Annotated in this window: 14 protein-coding genes and 1 pseudogene; 11 read left to right on the forward strand and 4 right to left on the reverse strand. The window is 69.6% G+C overall.

What is annotated here, in order from left to right; genetic code table 11:
* The first annotated feature begins 35 nt into the window (after window positions 1-35).
* Entirely contained in the window at window positions 36-656 is a 621-nt protein-coding gene (locus tag BN971_RS05275; protein ID WP_085181874.1) for a TetR/AcrR family transcriptional regulator, read from the forward strand.
* Here BN971_RS05275 and BN971_RS05280 read toward each other — a convergent pair.
* The 3 genes from BN971_RS05280 to BN971_RS24940 form a co-directional block, all read right to left on the reverse strand.
* Complete coding sequence (locus BN971_RS05280) at window positions 622-846, reverse strand: Trm112 family protein (protein ID WP_085181831.1); 225 nt, start codon at window positions 844-846, stop codon at window positions 622-624. The genes BN971_RS05275 and BN971_RS05280 overlap by 35 nt on opposite strands.
* Entirely contained in the window at window positions 839-3,856 is a 3,018-nt protein-coding gene (locus tag BN971_RS05285) for an acyl-CoA synthetase (protein ID WP_090349839.1), read from the reverse strand. The genes BN971_RS05280 and BN971_RS05285 overlap by 8 nt, the downstream gene beginning before the upstream one ends.
* 285 nt (window positions 3,857-4,141) lie before the next feature.
* Entirely contained in the window at window positions 4,142-4,627 is a 486-nt protein-coding gene (locus BN971_RS24940) for a hypothetical protein (protein ID WP_169718620.1), read from the reverse strand.
* 416 nt (window positions 4,628-5,043) lie between these two features.
* Here BN971_RS24940 and BN971_RS05295 point away from each other — a divergent pair, with 416 nt between their 5' ends.
* From BN971_RS05295 to BN971_RS05340, 10 genes and pseudogenes are all read left to right on the forward strand, one after another.
* Entirely contained in the window at window positions 5,044-5,547 is a 504-nt protein-coding gene (locus tag BN971_RS05295; protein ID WP_085181828.1) for a hypothetical protein, read from the forward strand.
* A 16-nt stretch (window positions 5,548-5,563) separates the two neighbouring features.
* Entirely contained in the window at window positions 5,564-6,310 is a 747-nt protein-coding gene (locus BN971_RS05300) for a gluconate 2-dehydrogenase subunit 3 family protein (protein WP_085181827.1), read from the forward strand.
* Window positions 6,310-8,022, forward strand: a complete 1,713-nt coding sequence (locus tag BN971_RS05305; RefSeq protein ID WP_085181826.1) for a GMC family oxidoreductase — start codon at window positions 6,310-6,312, stop codon at window positions 8,020-8,022. Before BN971_RS05300 ends, BN971_RS05305 begins: the two co-directional genes overlap by 1 nt.
* Window positions 8,015-9,802 carry a glycoside hydrolase family 15 protein gene (locus BN971_RS05310; protein ID WP_085181825.1) on the forward strand — a complete coding sequence of 596 codons (1,788 nt, stop codon included), beginning with the start codon at window positions 8,015-8,017 and terminating at the stop codon, window positions 9,800-9,802. Before BN971_RS05305 ends, BN971_RS05310 begins: the two co-directional genes overlap by 8 nt.
* Window positions 9,803-9,821: 19 nt before the next feature.
* The gene (locus tag BN971_RS05315; RefSeq protein WP_085181824.1) at window positions 9,822-10,835 is read left to right on the forward strand and encodes an SDR family oxidoreductase; all 1,014 of its coding nucleotides are present in this window, start codon (window positions 9,822-9,824) and stop codon (window positions 10,833-10,835) included.
* Window positions 10,832-11,938 (forward strand): enolase C-terminal domain-like protein, encoded by a 1,107-nt coding sequence (locus tag BN971_RS05320; RefSeq protein WP_085181823.1) that lies wholly within the window; start codon window positions 10,832-10,834, stop codon window positions 11,936-11,938. The genes BN971_RS05315 and BN971_RS05320 overlap by 4 nt, the downstream gene beginning before the upstream one ends.
* Window positions 11,939-12,046: 108 nt before the next feature.
* Window positions 12,047-12,775: a PAS and ANTAR domain-containing protein gene (locus BN971_RS05325; RefSeq protein ID WP_085181822.1), complete on the forward strand. Its 729-nt coding sequence runs from the start codon at window positions 12,047-12,049 to the stop codon at window positions 12,773-12,775.
* A 10-nt stretch (window positions 12,776-12,785) separates the two neighbouring features.
* Complete coding sequence (locus BN971_RS05330; protein ID WP_085181821.1) at window positions 12,786-14,564, forward strand: ABC-F family ATP-binding cassette domain-containing protein; 1,779 nt, start codon at window positions 12,786-12,788, stop codon at window positions 14,562-14,564.
* A 22-nt stretch (window positions 14,565-14,586) separates the two neighbouring features.
* The gene (locus BN971_RS05335; protein WP_085181820.1) at window positions 14,587-15,318 is read left to right on the forward strand and encodes an SGNH/GDSL hydrolase family protein; all 732 of its coding nucleotides are present in this window, start codon (window positions 14,587-14,589) and stop codon (window positions 15,316-15,318) included.
* Window positions 15,319-15,435: 117 nt separating this feature from the next.
* Window positions 15,436-15,960: pseudogene (locus BN971_RS05340) on the forward strand (cytochrome P450); the annotation flags it as partial.
* Here BN971_RS05340 and BN971_RS05345 read toward each other — a convergent pair.
* Window positions 15,943-17,004 (reverse strand): type III polyketide synthase, encoded by a 1,062-nt coding sequence (locus BN971_RS05345; protein ID WP_085181818.1) that lies wholly within the window; start codon window positions 17,002-17,004, stop codon window positions 15,943-15,945. The pseudogene BN971_RS05340 and the gene BN971_RS05345 sit on opposite strands and share 18 nt — an antisense overlap.
* Window positions 17,005-17,026 lie beyond the last annotated feature (22 nt).

Here is a 17,026-nt window from a genome sequence, read left to right on the forward strand (position 1 = left end):
GGCGCAGCGGGTCGCCACGGAGGGTCCTAGTGGCGATTGCCGCCAAGACGGGGCGCCGGCGTCCCGGCCGGCCGTCCGGGAACTCCGACACCCGCGACCGCATCCTGGCCAGCGCCCGAGAACTGTTCGCGCGCAACGGGATCAAGAACACCTCCGTCCGTGCGGTGGCCGCCGCGGCCGGGGTCGATTCGGCGTTGGTGCATCACTACTTCGGCACGAAAGAAAAGCTGTTCGCCGCGGCTGTGCACATCCGTATCGACCCGATGGCCATCATCGGCCCGCTGCGCGAGGTGCCCGTCGACGAGCTGGGCCACGCGATCCCGTCAAAGTTGTTGCCGCTGTGGGACTCCGAGATGGGCGCGGGGCTCATCGCGACGGTGCGGTCGGTCCTGGCCGGTCCCGATGTCAACCTGATCCGCTCGTTCATCCAGGACCTGATCGGGACGCAGATCGCCCCGCGCGTCGACGACCCGCCGGGCAGCGGCATGATCCGGATCCAGTTCGTGGCCTCGCAGCTGGTGGGTGTGGTGCTGGCCCGCTACATCCTGCAGCTCGAGCCGTTCGCATCCCTGCCGGCCGAGCGCGTCGCGGCCACGATCGCGCCGAATCTGCAGCGCTATCTCACCGGGGATCTGCCGGACGTCCTCGCGCCATGAGCCGGTCATGCTCGTCCTCGTCGACGTCGCGGGCCTCCTCGATGAGCAGCACCGGAATGCCATCCTCGATGCGGTAGGCCCGCCGCAGCCGCGGGTTGTACAGCAGTTCCCCCTCGCCGGAGCCCACCAGAACCAGCGGTCCGCGGTCGGCCGGGCACACGAGGATGCTCAGCAGCGATTCGTCAAGCATCGTCGCGTCCGCTCAGCTGGGAGCGCACCTTGGGCGTCATGCGACGGAACTCATTGCTGTCGGCGTCGAAATACCAGGCCTGGCGGCCCGACTTGGGAATTCCGGCGGCGCGCAGGGCGCTGACCGTCGGACGGTACGTGGCACTCAGGGGCAGATCCGGGCACACCTGCACGATATCCGGGCCGAGGCCGACCGGGATGTTGGCGACGGCTTCGGTCAGGTCGGCCGCGGTGATGCTGGCGCCCGGCAGCAGGGTGACCGCCGACACCGCGGCCTGCTCGTCACCCACCGGGACGTTGTAGGTCACCGCGAGGTCGACGCCGTTGATGCAGCCCAACGCGTCGGTGACGGGCTCGGTGTAGACCAGCCCACGCCGCGTGCCGATCACCCCGCCGCGCCGGCCCATCAGCCAGTAGTCCCCGTCGGCGTCGCGGCGGAACAGGTACTCGGTCGATATCCAGGTGTCCCCCGGCGCGAACACCCCGCGTTTGACGGACGCGGTCGGGTCGATCGGGCCGTTGGACGCCGCCAGCAGCACGCCGACCTCGTTGGCCGCGGCGATCTGGACGAAACCGCGCTCGTTCTCCAGGATCCGGTCCTGTTCGGCGTCGTAGGCCCCGAGCTCGATGCGCCCGGCGCCCGGCAGCGGGCGGCCCTTGCTGCCGATCTTGGCGCCCGACACGTTGGCCAGCACCGCCTGCCCGTCGGTGGTGGCGAAGAACTCCACGACCCGCGCCGGTGCGAACGCATCGGTCACCCGGGCCCACAGTCCGGTTGGCATGCCAGAGCCGATGAACAGGCGCACCGGGTGATTGCCGTGCAGGACGAACGCGGGATCGTCGACGATCTCGCGCAGCATCGTCCAGGTGTAGGACACCACGGTGACGCCGTACTGCCGGACCTCGCGGACGAACCGGTTGGGCTCCAGGCCGCGGGACAGCGCGATGCGGGCCCCGCCGACCACCGCGCCGCCCAGGCTGACCAGCAGCGCCGACTCGTGATGCAGCGGGGTCAGGCAGTACACGGTGTCGCGGCGGTCCAGCGAGGCCGTCGACGCGGTCCCGAAGGCGGACACCGCCCACCGGTAGTTGGTGATCTGCTTGGCCACCAGCTCGCCGCCGGCCGTGGTGAAGGCGACGAAGGCCAGGTCCCGCGCCAGGCCCGGGTTGGGCCGGTACCACGCCGGCAGTTCGACCGCGTCGGGGTCGATCTTCTCCATGTCGATGACGTCGGTGTCCTGCGGCAGGTGCAGGTCGCGCGACTCGCCGCCGCCCAGCACCAGGATCTGCCCCGGCAGGTCTCGCGCGGCGTCGAGGTTGGTGGGGTCGGTGAGGATCTCGTTCACTCCGCCGAGCCGCACGGCCGCGAACAGGTCGGTGTCCGGCTTCATCACCACCGCGACCGCCCCCAACCGGGACAGCGCGGCGATGGCGACCAGCGCGCTGGGCCGCGTCTCCATCAAGACGCCCACCCGGTCGCCCTGCCGCACGCCCACCTCGATCAGGCCCCGCGCCACGTTGTCGATGCGACGGTTGACCGCTTCGTAGGTGTGCACCCGCCCGTCGAACAGCAGGAACTCGCCCTGCGGGGCGTCGTGCGCCTGCTCCTCGATGATGCGTCCGAGCGAGATGCGGGTGTGGTCGTTGATCTGACCCAGCCGGACCAGCCGCGGCAGGGTGCGGGCGGTCTCCACGGCCAGCGTGCGCATGGACTTGTTCGCCGCGACGAAAGCGTCGGCCGTGCCGCGCATCAGCCCCAGCGCCGCGCCGGAGACCTCGCCGATGCCGTGCACCAGCCGCGAGCTCAGGGCGACGCCGCTGTCGGTGTGCTCCTCGGGCTGGTCGGCCATCAGGTCGATGCTCCGGGGTTTGTCACCGCCGGTGGACAGCCACTTCACCCACTCCGCGACCGTCGGCCAGCTCTGCTGCGCGGCCTTGGACCCGACGACGAGGCCGAAATGGCCGGTGCGGATGATGCTTTCGTACACCTCGGCGCTCGGCGCCGCCCGGCGGATGCCGCGCACCGACGCCGGCTGGCCGATGTCGTCGACCTCGCCGACGAACGCGAGTACCGGGCAGGTGATGTCGGTGAGGGTGACCAGCTGGCCGTTGATGGCGAACCCGCCGGTCATCATGCGGTTGTGCGCGATGAACTGCTTGAGCAGCTCGGAGACCGCCGGGCCCGACCAGGCGATCCAGCCTTCGCGTTCGAGGAACCTGCGCTGCTGCTCGCGCGGCAGGAGCGCCTCCCGGTCGTGCAGCTGGCGCACGAAGTCCACCCGCGCCTTCGCGGTCTTGAGCGGGTCAAGCAATTGAAAACCTGTGCGCGCCAACCAACTTGGGATGTCCAGGTGGTTGAACACGTGGTCGGCCATGAAGCCCGCCGCCGCGGCGCCCAGGTTCGGCGGGATCCCCATGGGCAGCGCGGCCAGGGTGTCCACCGGCGAGCCGAACGCGACGATGCTGGCGACGTTCTTCGAACGGCGGTACGCCGCGGTCTGGTAGCAGAACATCCCGCCCTGCGAATACCCGACGAGGTGCACGTCCTGGCCGGTGGTCTTCCTGACCGTGTCGATGGCCTGGCTGAGCGCGACGATGTGGTCGGCCAGGTTGCGGCGCATGCCACCCTCGATCTTGTCGGGGGAGCCGAAGTCGATGACCCACGGGTCGAGCCCATTGGCGTGCAGGATCCCCACGGCGCCTTCCTCGCGGGTGACGTCCCACATGTCCGCCGACATCATCATCGGGTGGACCATCAGCACGGGCGGTCCCACCCGCGCCTGGCCGGGCCGGCTGTCCGGCGGGAAGTATCGCCGCAGCTTGTACATCGACACGCTCTCGACGATCCGCGACGGCGACGGGACGCTTCCCGTTTCCAGGCCCCCCAGCCGCAAAACCTCCAGCCCGTTCTGCGCCGTGGCGATCAGACGCCCGACCGGTCGCGCAACCACCCCAATGTTGAGATCCACCGCTGCTCCCTGACTCTTGACAGCTTGGTCATCATGGCACATCAGGCAGCGCGGGGGTTCTGGCCAGGTTCACACGTGCGGGGAGAAGATTCCGGTGGCGGACTTTTCCGGACGTTACCGGCCCGGGTGTAACACTGGCCTCGTGGGCCACACCAGTACCTCGGCCAGGTGGGCAACGTTTTGCCCGCCTCATAGCGACAAGCTATGGCGCACAACGGATTGTCGCTCCGAGGCGGGCAGAAAGGGTGCCGTCTCGGACAGAGGCTGAGACCGGTCGTCGTCCATTCCACCCATCGTCGATGCGATGTCAACGCTCGGCGCCGACGGCTAAGCGGGCGGACAGGGGACCCTAACGGTGTTGTACCGGCAGACCTCATTCGGCACGTTCGGCGGTGGCCCCGCCGCCAACATCTGCTGGGCCTGCAAGTACATCTGGGATATTTCCTGCTGCAACTCCGGCGACAACGCCACGCCCTGCGGCAACGGAGGCAGCGCCGGCCCCCCGGGCAGGACCATCGACGGCCCCTGTTGCAACGGCGTCCACGGCGGCCACGTCACCCCCGGCGCCAACAACACCCCCGGCGGCGGCCCTCCCGGCGGCGGCGGTGCCGGCGAATCGGTGGCCTGGTCAACCAGACGCATCGGCCCCGATGCGACCGTGTTGCCGTCCTCACCGTGTGGTGTGGCGCCGAAGAGCGCGAGGCCCGCGATGCCCGCGGCCGCAGCAAGAATCACTGGCGCCAGGCGGCGACCGTGACACCAACCGCCGGATGAATTGATGCCCCGCCGCTGATGCTCGATCGGTGTTGTCATCCATCCACATTGCGCGTCGTTGTTGGCCGCAGGCTAGGTGCCGATTATCGGTCTGCTGTGGGCGCCTGCACGCGGTCCAGCGGGCTCGAACATGTGTGCGGTACACCAGCGCGCCCTGACCGTGCCGGCCTCGACCGGAACAGCACCGAGACAAGGGCTTCGGCGGTTTGACGAGGACCAAACCGGGTACGCAGCGGATGCGCATCGGTCGCGACGTCATCGCGGCCTCTTCGGTTGAAATACGCAGCCTGGGCGCCTCATAAATCTCCGTGCCGCCACCAGACACGTCCGGGTGGCGGCCCGAGGGGCGTCGCGTGACTGCGGACCGCGGTGGCTGCCCCCTCCGGCACTGCCAGCGCTTCACATCTCCCGCCGCCGCCTCAAACCGTGGGCAAACGGCAAGGAAGGAAAGCGAAATGATGTTGCTGGGCAATGTCGGACGGCGCCGTAACGGCGGCGCCGTCAGCCATCGGAAATGGACCGGCGGGACCGAGCAGCTGGCCCAACGGGCGCTGTACGACGTCTCGCACGGCCGGTTCGAACGCTCACTCTCCGCGCTGACGGCCGTCGGTGCGCTGGTCACGACGGCGGAAATCTACTTCGAGCACTACAAGGCCAGCTTCGGCAACAAATGGATGTGGAGTCCGATCGTGGTCACCCCGCCGGTCGTCGTCGCCGGTGTCGGCGGCGTCTTCTCGCGCCGGTGGGCCAAGGTGTGGCTGCCGATCACTGCGGGCATCTACACCGCCAACGGGCTGATGGGCGAATACATGCACGCCCGTGGGGTCGCGCGCAAGCCGGGCGGATGGAAGAACGCGTCCTACAACGTCCCGACGGGCCCTCCGATCGCGGCGCCGGGCTTGATGTGCATCGTCGGCGCGATGGGACTGCTGGCTGCGGTCCTGCGCCGCGAGCGGTGAGCGCGGGACCGCTGACATGGCCGACACCTCCCGCCCCGACCATCTGCCCAACCTGCGACGGGATCGGCAGCCCCCGCACCCGTCGTGGCTGCCCAGACAACGCCGCGGCACCACACCGCAGATGATCGGTCGCTATCCAGACTTCGACGTCCTGGAATCCGCCGGGTCCTGGGACGAGGCCACCAGGAAGGTGGTGCTGGCCCGGCTCGAGCCGCCCGGGCCGCTGCGCTTCTTCACCGCGGACGAGGAACCCTGCCTGCGCGCATTCTGCGACACGGTGCTGGCCCAGGACGCCGAGCCGCGGGTTCCGGTGGCCGAGGCCGTCGACGGCACGCTGGCCGCCGGGCGGCTCGACGGATACCAGTACGCCGACATGCCCGACGACCGCGACACCTGGCGGCTGGTGCTGCGGGCGCTCGACGAGACGGCAACCCGCCACCACGGCACGTCCTCCTTCGCGGCGGCCGAGCCGGCCACGCGCGAAGCGATCGTCGACCAGTTTTCGAAAGCCCAACTCGACGGCGGCACCTGGGAGCGCCTGAACGTCAAGCGCGCCTGGTCGGTGTGCATGCGCATGGTGCTGTCCGGTTTCTACGCGCACCCGTGGGCGTGGAACGAGATCGGGTTCGGCGGACCCGCCTACCCGCGCGGGTTCATGCGGCTCGGCGGACCGACCGGGCCGGCCGCGGTACGCGAACCGTTCGAGACCCGCGGCGCCACCGACGAGGACCCGGTCCGTGTGGCCGAGAGCGGGGAGCTGTGATGGGCGACTTCTGGCGCGGCATCTTCAAGGGAGCGATCGGACCGTCCGACAACGACTCCCGGTTCCTGCTCGACGTGCATTCACGCGACCTGCCGGGCGAGAAGACGATGCGCCGCTACCGCGACGACGACGAGGTGGACCTCGTGGTCGTCGGTGCCGGGGCGGGCGGCTCGGTGCTCGCCCAGCGGCTGGCCCGCGCGGGCTGGCGGATCGTCATCATCGAGGCCGGCCCGTTCTGGCACCCGGACGAGGATTGGGTGTCCGACGAGGCCGGGTCGCATTCCCTGTACTGGACGCAGAAGCGCATCATCGGCGGCGACGACCCAATCGAGCTGGGCAAGAACAACTCCGGGCGCGGGGTGGGCGGCTCGATGGTCCATTACGCCGGCTACACCCCGCGGTTCCATCCCAGCGATTTCCAGACCTACACCCTCGACGGCGTCGGGGCGGACTGGCCGATCCGCTACGAGGACGTCCGATCCCACTACGAACGCATCGAGGCCGAGTTGCCGGTCGCCGGCCAGAACTGGCCCTGGGGTTATCCGCATCGCTATCCGTTTTCGCCACACCCGATTTCGGGCGCGGCCGCCAAACTCTGGCGGGGCGCGATGCAGCTTGGCATCGAGATGCGGGTGGGACCGGTCGGCATCGTCAACGGCACGTTCGGTAACCGCCCGCACTGCATCTACCGCGGCTACTGCCTGCAGGGCTGCAAGGTCAATGCGAAGGCCAGCCCGTACGTCACGCACCTGCCCGATGCGCTGGCGCACAACGTCGAGATTCGGGCCAATTGCATGGCGGCCCGCGTCGAGCTCGACGAGAGCGGCACGGCGCGCGGGGTGGTCTACTACGACGAGATCGGCGGCACGGAAAGACTGCAGCGCGCCAAAACCGTTGCGATCGCCGGCTATTCCATCGAAACCCCCCGGTTGCTGTTGAATTCGGCCACCGATCGCTTCCCGAACGGATTGGGCAACAACGACGACCAGGTCGGCCGCTATGTCATGGTGCAGGGCGCAACGCAATCCGCGGGCCGCTGGTCCGAAGAGCTTCGGATGTACAAGGCGCCTCCCCCGGAGGTGTCCTCCGAGCAGTTCTACGAAACCGACGCATCGCGCGGGTTCGCGCGGGGCTTCTCCATCCAGACCGTCTCGCCGCTGCCCATCGGGTGGGCCGAACACGTTCTCGCCGAAGGGCACTGGGGTCGCGCGCTGCGGGAGTACATGCGCGATTACAACCACTGGGCGACCGTCGGCGTGCTCAATGAGCTGTTGCCGCTGCCCGACAACCGGGTGACCCTGGCGGACGAGACAGACCCGTACGGCATTCCCGTGGCCCGGTTCGACTACAGCCTCTGCGACAACGACAAGGCCAACATGGCGTACTCCACCAAGGTGATCGGCGACATCCTGCACGCGGCGGGCGCGCAGGACGTGCTCACGATCCAGCGCTTCGCCCACCTGATCGGCGGGGCGCGCATGGGAACCAGCCCGGATAACTCGGTGGTCGACTCCGACCACCGAGTCTGGGGCGTGCCCAACCTGTTCCTCACCGATGGGTCCGTCTGCCCGACCCAGGGCTCGGCCAATCCGGCGCTGACCATCATGGCGCTGGCCTCCCGGCTCGCCGAGCGGATGGCGGGCGGGAAGATCCCCGCCGACGCACCCGGCGGCGCCCGCGCGGCGCGGTCCAAAGCGGGCACCCATGGCTGACGAAAAGATCGACGTGGATGCGGCCTACCCGCCGCGGGTGCTACGCGAGTACGCCTTGCTCGCGGACGGCGAGCGCGGCGCGCTGATCGGACCGCAGGGCGAGGTCACCTGGATGTGCGCGCCCCGCTGGCATTCCGACGCGGTGTTCTCCAGCCTGATCGGCGGCGGGGGGATGTATGCGGTCACGCCCACCGCCTTCCGGCACGTGTGGGGCGGGTTCTACGAGCCCGGCACCTTGATCTGGCACAGCCGGTGGATCACCCACGAAGGATTCGTGGAATGTCGGGAAGCCCTGGCATTTCCGGGCGACCCGGAGCGCGTGGTGCTCTTGCGGCGGATCATGGGCTGCCGTGGCGCCGCGCGGCTGCGCGTCCTGCTGGAACCCCGCGCGGGGTTCGGCCAGCACGGGCCCGGCCGGTTGACGTGCCGCGACGGGATCTGGACCGGCACGTCGGGCCCGCTGCACTGGCGGTGGTCCGGGACCTGCGACGCGCGCAAGGGCCGGTCCGCCCGCGGCGGGGGCCACCTGCTCACCTGCGAGGTGGCCGTCCACGAGGGTGAGCATCTCGATTTCGTGCTGGAGCTGTCGGAGCGCGCGCTGCCGGACCGGCCGCCGGACCCGGACGTCGCCTGGGATGCCACCGAGGCCGCCTGGCATCGCGGCACCCCCGAGCTGAACTGCACCATCGCCCCCCGCGACGGCCGGCACGCGCACGCGGTGCTGCGCGGACTGACCAGCGCCGACGGGGGCATGGTGGCCGCGGCGACGATGAGCCTGCCCGAACGCGCCCACACCAACCAGAATTACGACTACCGCTACGCCTGGATCCGCGACCAGGCCTATGCCGGCGTGGCCGCCGCGACCGCGGGCGCGAACGAATTACTGGACCGCGCAGTGCAGTTCGTCGGTGCGCGGCTGCTGGAGGACGGCCCGAACCTGAAGCCTGCCTACACCGTCACCGGCCGTCCCGTCCCCAGTGAGCGGGCGCTCGACCTGCCCGGCTACCCGGGGGGAACCGACAAGATCGGGAACCACGTCAACAAGCAGTTCCAGCTCGACGTCTTCGGCGAGGCGCTGCAGTTGCTGGCCGAGGCCGGACGCGTCGACCGGTTGGATACGGAAGGCTGGCTCGCCGCGCAGACCGCCATCAAGGCCATCGAAAGCCGTTGGCGTGAGCCGGAAGCCGGGATCTGGGAACTCGACGACCGGCACTGGACCCAATCCCGGCTGGCCTGCGTGGCAGGGCTGCGCCGCATCGCCGAGGTGGCCGGCGCGGGACCCGATTTCGCCGCGTGCGTGTCGCTGGCCGACGCGATCCTGGCCGACACCGCCGCAACGAGCCTGCATCCGCAACGGGGATACTGGCAGCGCAGTCCGGAGCTACCGCAGGTCGACGCCGCCCTCCTGCTGCCACCGGTGCGCGGCGCCGTGACCGCCGCCGACCCCCGCACCCGCGCCACCCTCGACGCGGTTCGCGACCAGCTCACCGACGACGGATTCGTCTACCGCTTCCGGCACGACGAACGCGACCTCGGCGCCGCCGAGGGGGCCTTCGTGCTGTGCGGTTTCATGATGGCGCTCGCCGAACACCAGCAGGGCCACGGGCATTGCGCGATGCGATGGTTCGAGCGCAACCGGGCCGCCTGCGGGCCGCCGGGATTGTTCTGCGAGGAATACGACGTCACCCAACGCCAGCTCCGCGGCAACCTGCCGCAGGCGTTCGCGCACGCGTTGCTGCTCGAGTGTGCGGCGACGCTCGGCGTGGACGCCGATTACTGAGACAGAAAGGCAATCTGCGATGACACAACACGTGGTGATCACCGGGGCGAGCGCGGGCATCGGCCGCGCCACCGCACAGCTGTTCGGAAAGCGCGGGGCCAACGTAACGCTGTTGGCCCGCGGGGCCGCCGGCCTGCGGGGCGCGGCGGACGACGTCGAGGCCGGCGGCGGCAAGGCGCTCGCCGTCCCGACCGACGTGGCCGACTACACGGCCGTCGCATCGGCCGCCGACGAGGCCGAGGCCGCGTTCGGCCCCATCGACGTCTGGGTCAACGTGGCGTTCACGTCGGTGTTCGCGCCCTTCAGCGAAATCACCGCGGAGGAATTCAAGCGGGTCACCGAGGTGAGCTACCTCGGGTACGTGCACGGCACCATGGCCGCGCTGGCGAAGATGCGGCCACGGGACCGCGGCACGGTCGTGCAGGTCGGCTCGGCGCTGAGCCAGCGGTCGATCCCGCTGCAATCGGCCTACTGCGGCGCCAAGCACGCCATCAACGGGTTCACCGAGTCGGTGCGCTGCGAGCTGCTGCACGAGGGATCGAGGGTGCGGATCACCGTTGTGCAGATGCCGGCGGTCAACACGCCCCAGTTCTCGTGGGTGCTGTCCCGGCTGCCGCGGCATCCCCAGCCGGTGCCGCCGATCTACCAGCCGGAGGTTGCGGCCCGGGGGGTCGTCTACGCCGCCGACCATCCCGGGCGCAAGCAGTACTGGGTCGGTGACAGCACAGCGGTGACGCTCATCGGGCAGAAGTTCGTCGCGCCCCTGCTGGACCGCTACCTGGGCCGCACGGGCTACGACTCCCAGCAGACCGACGAGCGCGTGAACGGCCAGCAGCCGAACAATCTTTGGGAGCCGGTCGACGAGCAGCCGGGCAGCGACCACGGCGCGCACGGCGGCTTCGACGGCAAGTCGTACGCGCACAGCCCCGAACTATGGGCGTCCCAACACCCCGTCGCCAGCAGTACCGGCGCGCTGACCGCCGGGCTCGGCACGCTGCTCGCGGCACGCGCGGCTCTGCGGCGGACACGATGAACGTCGAGGCCCCCATCGACGAGGTCAGCGCCCGGGCGTACGAAATTCCCACCGACGCACCGGAAGCCGACGGCACCCTGGCCTGGTCGTCCACCACACTGGTGCTCGCCGAGGTCGCGGCCGGCGGCCGGCGCGGGATCGGCTACACGTATGCCACCGGAGCGTGCGGGGAATTGATCACGGGCCCGCTCGCCAACGCCGTCTCCGGGCGCAGCGCCCTCGACATCACCGGCTGCTGGGAAGCGATGGTCATCGCGATGCGCAACAACGGGCGCCCCGGTCTGGTGTCCTGCGCGATCTCGGCCGTCGACACCGCGCTGTGGGACCTCAAGGGCAAACTGCTGGACCTGCCGGTGTGCCGACTGCTGGGCATGGCCCGCGAGGAGGTGCCGATCTACGGCAGCGGCGGTTTCACCACCTACGACGACGGCCAGACCCGCGCCCAGCTCGGACGCTGGGTCGACGACTGGAAGATCCCCCGCGTCAAGATCAAGATCGGCGAATCCTGGGGCAGCGACGTCGCCCGTGACCTGGCGCGGATCGCGTTGGCGCGCAGCATCATCGGCTCCGACACGGAGCTGTACGTCGACGCCAACGGCGGCTACCGCCGCAAGCAGGCGATCCGGTTGGCCCACGCCATGGCCGAGCACGACGTCACCTGGTTCGAAGAGCCCGTCTCGTCCGACGACCTCGCCGGGCTACACGAGGTCCGCGACCAGGTGGCCCCCGACGTCACCGCCGGCGAATACGGCTACGACCTCGCCTACTTCAACCGGATGCTCAAAGCCGACGCGGTGGACTGTCTGCAGGCCGACGTCACCCGTTGCGGCGGAATCACCGACTGGCTGCGGGCCGCGGCCGTGGCCGCCGCGTACAACGTCGACGTCTCCGGGCACTGCGCCCCGAACCTGCACGCCCACGTCGCCTCCGCGATTCCCAACCTGCGGCACCTGGAGTACTTCCACGATCACCACCGCATCGAGCACATGCTGTTCGACGGCGCCCTCTCCCCCGAGGGTGGCGCGTTGCGGCCGGACCGGCAGCGGCCGGGGTTGGGTCTGGAGATCAAGAACCGCGACGCCGAGGAGTACCGCGTGGCCTGATCCGTGCCGCAACCGGAAACCTTCGGCCTGCGCGCCGATTGAAGATCGCGGATAATGGGCATTGTAAACAATGAATCATGGCAATGCTTAATCGGGAAGGGCAATGCGATGACCGTGGACTTCGAGGACGAGGCCGTCCACCGCATCAACGGCGACGCGCCGGCCACCGCCGGGGACGCGCCGGCCTGCGAAGAATTCATGTCCGCCGCGGTGGAAGAGCACGGGCTGACCGCGATCGACATGGTGCTGGGTCTGGGCGATCCGCAGAAGGTCGGCAGATTCCGGTTCTACTCGCACGGTCAGCGCTGGGAGTGGTCAGACGCCGTCGCGCGCATGCACGGCTACGAGCCGGGCGAGGTGGAGCCCACGACGGAGCTGCTGCTACAGCACAAGCACCCCGAAGACCGCGAGCGCGTGGTGGCCATCCTGGATCACGTCCTCACCGGCCGACCCTTCAGCAGCCGGCATCGCATCGTCGACAGCAAAGGACACACCCGCTGCGTCGTCGTCGTCGGTGACCGGATGGTCGACGACGACGGACGCCTGATCGGCACCTCGGGCTTCTACGTCGACGTCACCGAATCCCTGCACTCCGACATCACCGACGTGCTGTCGGCGGTGGCCGATGCCCGGGCGCGCATCGAGCAGGCCAAAGGGGTGCTCATGGCCGCCTACGGCATCACCGCGGAGCGTGCGTTCGAAATCCTGGTCTGGCGATCCCAGGAAATGAACCTCAAGGTGCGCGAGCTTGCCGGCCGCTTCCTGGACGCCGTCGCCGGCGCGGGCTCACACGAGACGCGAAGCCACGTCGACCAGGCTCTGCTCACCCTCGAATAGTGTCGGGCGGGTGGCGCACCTACTGGGGGCCGAGGCCGTACACCTGCAATACCCGACCGGGGTCGTCTTCGAGTCGGTCACGCTCGGCGTCAACGACGGTGCCCGCATCGGCATCGTGGGGCGAAACGGTGACGGCAAGTCGAGCCTCCTGGGCCTGCTGACCGGTCAGCTGCAACCGGACTCCGGGCGGGTGACCCGGCGCAGCGGATTGCGCGTCGGCGCGCTCAGCCAGGCCGACATCCTGGACCCGGACCGCACCGTGGGCCGGACCCTCGTCGGCGACCAGCCCGAACATCAGTGGGCGGGAAATGCGCGGGTCCGCGACGTTGTCGGCGGCCTGGCCTCCGACATCGATTGGAACGCAACGATATCCACGCTCAGCGGCGGTCAGCGCCGGCGCGTGCAGCTGGCCGCGCTGCTGGTGGACGACTGGGACGTCATCGCCCTGGACGAGCCCACCAACCACCTGGACATCGAGGGCATCACCTGGCTTGCCGAACACCTGAAGCAACGCTGGCCGCGCAACACCGGCGGGCTGCTGCTGGTGACCCACGACCGCTGGTTCCTCGACGAGGTCGCCACCGCGACCTGGGAGGTGCACGACGGGATCGTCGAGCCGTTCGAGGGCGGATACGCCGCCTACGTCCTGCAGCGCGTCGAGCGCGACCGGATGGCCGCCGCCACCGAGGCCAAGCGGCAGAACCTGATGCGCAAGGAGCTGGCGTGGTTGCGCCGCGGCGCCCCGGCGCGGACCTCCAAACCCAAGTTCCGCATCGAGGCCGCCAACCAGCTGATCGCCGACGTGCCGCCGCTGCGCAACACCGTCGAGCTGGCCAAGCTGGCCACGGCCCGGCTCGGCAAAGACGTGATCGACCTGCTGGACGTGTCGGTGTCCTACCCCCCTCACAGTGACCGGCCGGTGCTGCGCGACGTCGAGTGGCGGATCGCCCCCGGCGAACGCACCGGGATCGTGGGCGCCAACGGCGCGGGCAAATCCACCCTGCTCGGGTTGATCGCCGGGACCGTCGCGCCGGATTCCGGGCGGGTCAAGCGCGGAAAGACGGTCCGCCTGGCGGTGCTCGACCAACAGGGAGACAGCCTGGCGGCGGTGGCCGGCGACCGGATCGCCGACGTGCTGGGCCGCCTGCGCAGCGGCTATCAGGTCGATGACCGCGAGGTCACCCCCACCCAGCTGCTGGAGCGGCTCGGGTTCGCCCGCGGGCAGCTTTCCGCCCGCGTCAACGAGTTGTCCGGCGGCCAGCGACGGCGGTTGCAGCTGATGCTCATGCTGTTGTCCGAGCCCAACGTGTTACTGCTCGACGAGCCCACCAACGACGTCGACACCGACATGCTGACGGCGATGGAGGACCTGCTCGACTCGTGGGCGGGCACGCTGATCGTCGTCTCACACGACCGGTACCTGCTCGAGCGGGTCACCGACCAGCAATACGCGGTGCTCGACGGCCGGTTGCGGCACCTACCCGGCGGCATCGACGAGTACCTCAGGCTGGCCGCGCACCGGTCCGGGCCGCCCGCGCCACCACCGGCGGTCGTGCCGCAGGCCATGTCGGGCGCGCAGCGCCGCGCGGCCGAGAAGGAGGTGGCCGCGGTGGACCGCCAGCTCGCCCGGCTGGCCGACAGGATCAAGGCAAAGCACCTCGACCTCGCCGAGCACGACCAGTCCGACCACGTCGGCATCGCCCGGCTCACCCGGGAACTACGCGCGCTCGAGGAAGAAGTCGCCGCGACGGAGAGCCGCTGGCTGGAGCTCTCCGAGATGCTCGAATAATCGGGCCGTCGACTTCGAGACGGTGGCGTGCGTCGGCTCGAGCACCACCGCGTCCAAGGGCACGTACCCGTGGATCGCCGAACTGGAGGCGCGGCCGCAGAACCAGCGGTTCCGGTTCCTCAATTTCGGCGTGGGCGGCGACCTGTCGGTGCACCTGGTACAGCGCCTGCGCGGCGTGGTCGATGCCCGGCCGGACCGGGTGATCGTCCTGATCGGCACCAACGACATACTGGCCAGCGTCTTCCCCAACTTCCGCAAGGTGGTCCGGGTGTGGAAGGGCCTGCCGCGCGAACCCACAGTGGACGGATTCCGGGAGAACATGAGCCTCATCACGCGACGGCTGCGGCAGGACACCGACGCGCACGTGGCCGTGAGTTCGCTTGCGCCCGTGGGTGAAGACCCTGATTCGGACGACCCCGTTCAGTCCCGGCTGAACGAGCTGTGCGCCGCCTACCGGGACGTGATCCGGGAAGTCTGCGCCCGGGAGGGCTCGCACTACATCGACTTCTACGAGGCTTTCCGCGCCCAGCTTGACCTCGCCGAAACGGGCAAGCCGTTCAGCCGCTTCGCATTTGCGTCGTTCTACCGCGACTATCTGATCCGAGAGATGATCCTGCGGCGCAGCTTCGACGAGATCGCGGAAACCAACGGCTGGCGGTTTCACATCGACGGCGTTCATCTGAACACGCGCGGCGGCCTGATCCTGGTCGACGCCGTCCAGCGGTTCCTCGACGCACCGGGGGTGAATCGATGAGCGAACCGCGGGACCGGCCGGTGCCCTATCGTCCCGGCGAGTTCCTCCTGACCCTGTATCGGCGACGGGGTCCGGTCATCAATTCGGGGGTGGGGCGGCACGGCCTCACCTACCTGCTCGGGCGCCTGGGACAGCGCCGCGGAGGAAGTGTGCCGCGTCATCGGCGAAAGGCCGCCCACCGCAACGGATTTAGATTCGCTGGCGTTCCTGCGCGGGGTGGTCTACGAGACGCTTCGGCTGTATCCGCCCGGCGTGATCTCCGCCCGCAGGGTGATGCGCGACCTCCGGTTCGACGGGCACCGCATCCGGGCGGGCCGGCTGTTGATCTTCAGCGCCTACGTCACCCACCGGCTGCCCGAGCTACGGCCCGAGCCGACCGAGTTCCGGCCGCAGCGGTGGGACGCCGCCTCGGCGGACTACCGCAGGCCCGCGCCACACGAATTCATCCCGTTCAGCGGCGGCCTCCACCGATGCATCGGATCGGTCATGGCCACCACCGAGCTGACCGTCATGCTCGCGAGGGTGCTCGCGCGGACCAGGATGCGGTTGCCGGCTCAGCGGTTCCGCGCCGGCAATGTCGCGGCGCTGCGCCCCAAGCCGGGGCTCACCGTGCAGATCACCGACTCAGCGCCAGCGCAATAGCACCAGTTCGGAACAGAAGCCCGGGCCCATCGCCAGCATGACGCCGGGGCTGCCGCTCGGCGGCGGCTTCGCAATGGTGTCGCGCAGGATGTGCAGCACCGACGCCGAGGACAGGTTGGCGATCTCGCCCAGCGAGCGCCAGGTCAACTCCAGCGCGTCGGGGGGCAGATCGAGGCTGTCGGAGATCGCGTCGATGACCTTCGGGCCGCCGGGGTGGCACACCCACGCGCCGATGTCGTCCGTCGCCAGACCGTGCGTGCCCAGGAAGCCGTTGACGTCGTCGGCGAGATAGGTGTCGACGATCTTCGTGAGTTCCGGGGACATCACCAGCTGAAGGCCGGCCGAGCTGACATTCCAGCCCATGATGTGGCCCGAGTCCGGATAGAGGCGGCTGCGCGAGTCCACGATGTCGGGCCCGCCGGCACGCACCCGCTCGGCGCGGCGCTCACCGACGGCCACCACCGCGGCGGCGCCGTCCCCGAACAGGGCGCTGCCCACCAACCCGGAGACCGTCGGCTTGACCGTCGGGTACGTCAGGGAACACAGCTCGACCGAGACCAGTGCCGCGACGCCGTCCGGGGCGCCCCGCAGGTAGTCGTTCAGGCGGCCCACCCCGGCGGCGCCGGCGACGCAGCCAAGACCCCACAGCGGCATCCTGCGCACGTCCGGCCGCAGACCGAGCCGCCCGGTGATCCGGGCATCCAGTGACGGCACCGCCACGCCGGTGACCGTCGTCGTCGCGATCATGTCGATGTCTTCGACTCCCAAGCCGGCCTCGTCGAGCGCGCCCAGCAGCGCCGCACAGCCGAGGTCCACGGCCTTCTCGATGAAGATCTCATTGGCCTCACCGAAGTCGGTGAGCGACCGGTAGCGCTCCAGGGGCAGGACGAAGTGGCGGCTGTTGACCTTCGCGGCGGCATGCAGGCGGCGGACGATCTCTTCGTGCCCCTTCAATCCGGGGAACTCAACGAATTGATCGGTGATTTCGCTTTGGCTGTAACGGTACGGTGGCAACGCACCGAACACACCCGCGATGACGCTCATGTCCCTACCCTCTTGATTCGCT

It is taken from the genome of Mycobacterium bohemicum DSM 44277, assembly GCF_001053185.1.
GTDB lineage: Bacteria > Actinomycetota > Actinomycetes > Mycobacteriales > Mycobacteriaceae > Mycobacterium > Mycobacterium bohemicum.

What these genes read in the sequence shown, in the direction of transcription:
- BN971_RS05285 (WP_090349839.1), bottom strand. Translation starts at nt 3,856, where the DNA reads ATGTGCCATGATGACCAAGCTGTCAAGAGTCAGGGAGCAGCGGTGGAT.
- BN971_RS05305 (WP_085181826.1), top strand. Translation starts at nt 6,310, where the DNA reads ATGGGCGACTTCTGGCGCGGCATCTTCAAGGGAGCGATCGGACCGTCC.
- BN971_RS05325 (WP_085181822.1), top strand. Translation starts at nt 12,047, where the DNA reads ATGACCGTGGACTTCGAGGACGAGGCCGTCCACCGCATCAACGGCGAC.
- BN971_RS05320 (WP_085181823.1), top strand. Translation starts at nt 10,832, where the DNA reads ATGAACGTCGAGGCCCCCATCGACGAGGTCAGCGCCCGGGCGTACGAA.
- BN971_RS05280 (WP_085181831.1), bottom strand. Translation starts at nt 846, where the DNA reads ATGCTTGACGAATCGCTGCTGAGCATCCTCGTGTGCCCGGCCGACCGC.
- BN971_RS24940 (WP_169718620.1), bottom strand. Translation starts at nt 4,627, where the DNA reads ATGACAACACCGATCGAGCATCAGCGGCGGGGCATCAATTCATCCGGC.
- BN971_RS05295 (WP_085181828.1), top strand. Translation starts at nt 5,044, where the DNA reads ATGATGTTGCTGGGCAATGTCGGACGGCGCCGTAACGGCGGCGCCGTC.
- BN971_RS05310 (WP_085181825.1), top strand. Translation starts at nt 8,015, where the DNA reads ATGGCTGACGAAAAGATCGACGTGGATGCGGCCTACCCGCCGCGGGTG.
- BN971_RS05315 (WP_085181824.1), top strand. Translation starts at nt 9,822, where the DNA reads ATGACACAACACGTGGTGATCACCGGGGCGAGCGCGGGCATCGGCCGC.
- BN971_RS05300 (WP_085181827.1), top strand. Translation starts at nt 5,564, where the DNA reads ATGGCCGACACCTCCCGCCCCGACCATCTGCCCAACCTGCGACGGGAT.
- BN971_RS05345 (WP_085181818.1), bottom strand. Translation starts at nt 17,004, where the DNA reads ATGAGCGTCATCGCGGGTGTGTTCGGTGCGTTGCCACCGTACCGTTAC.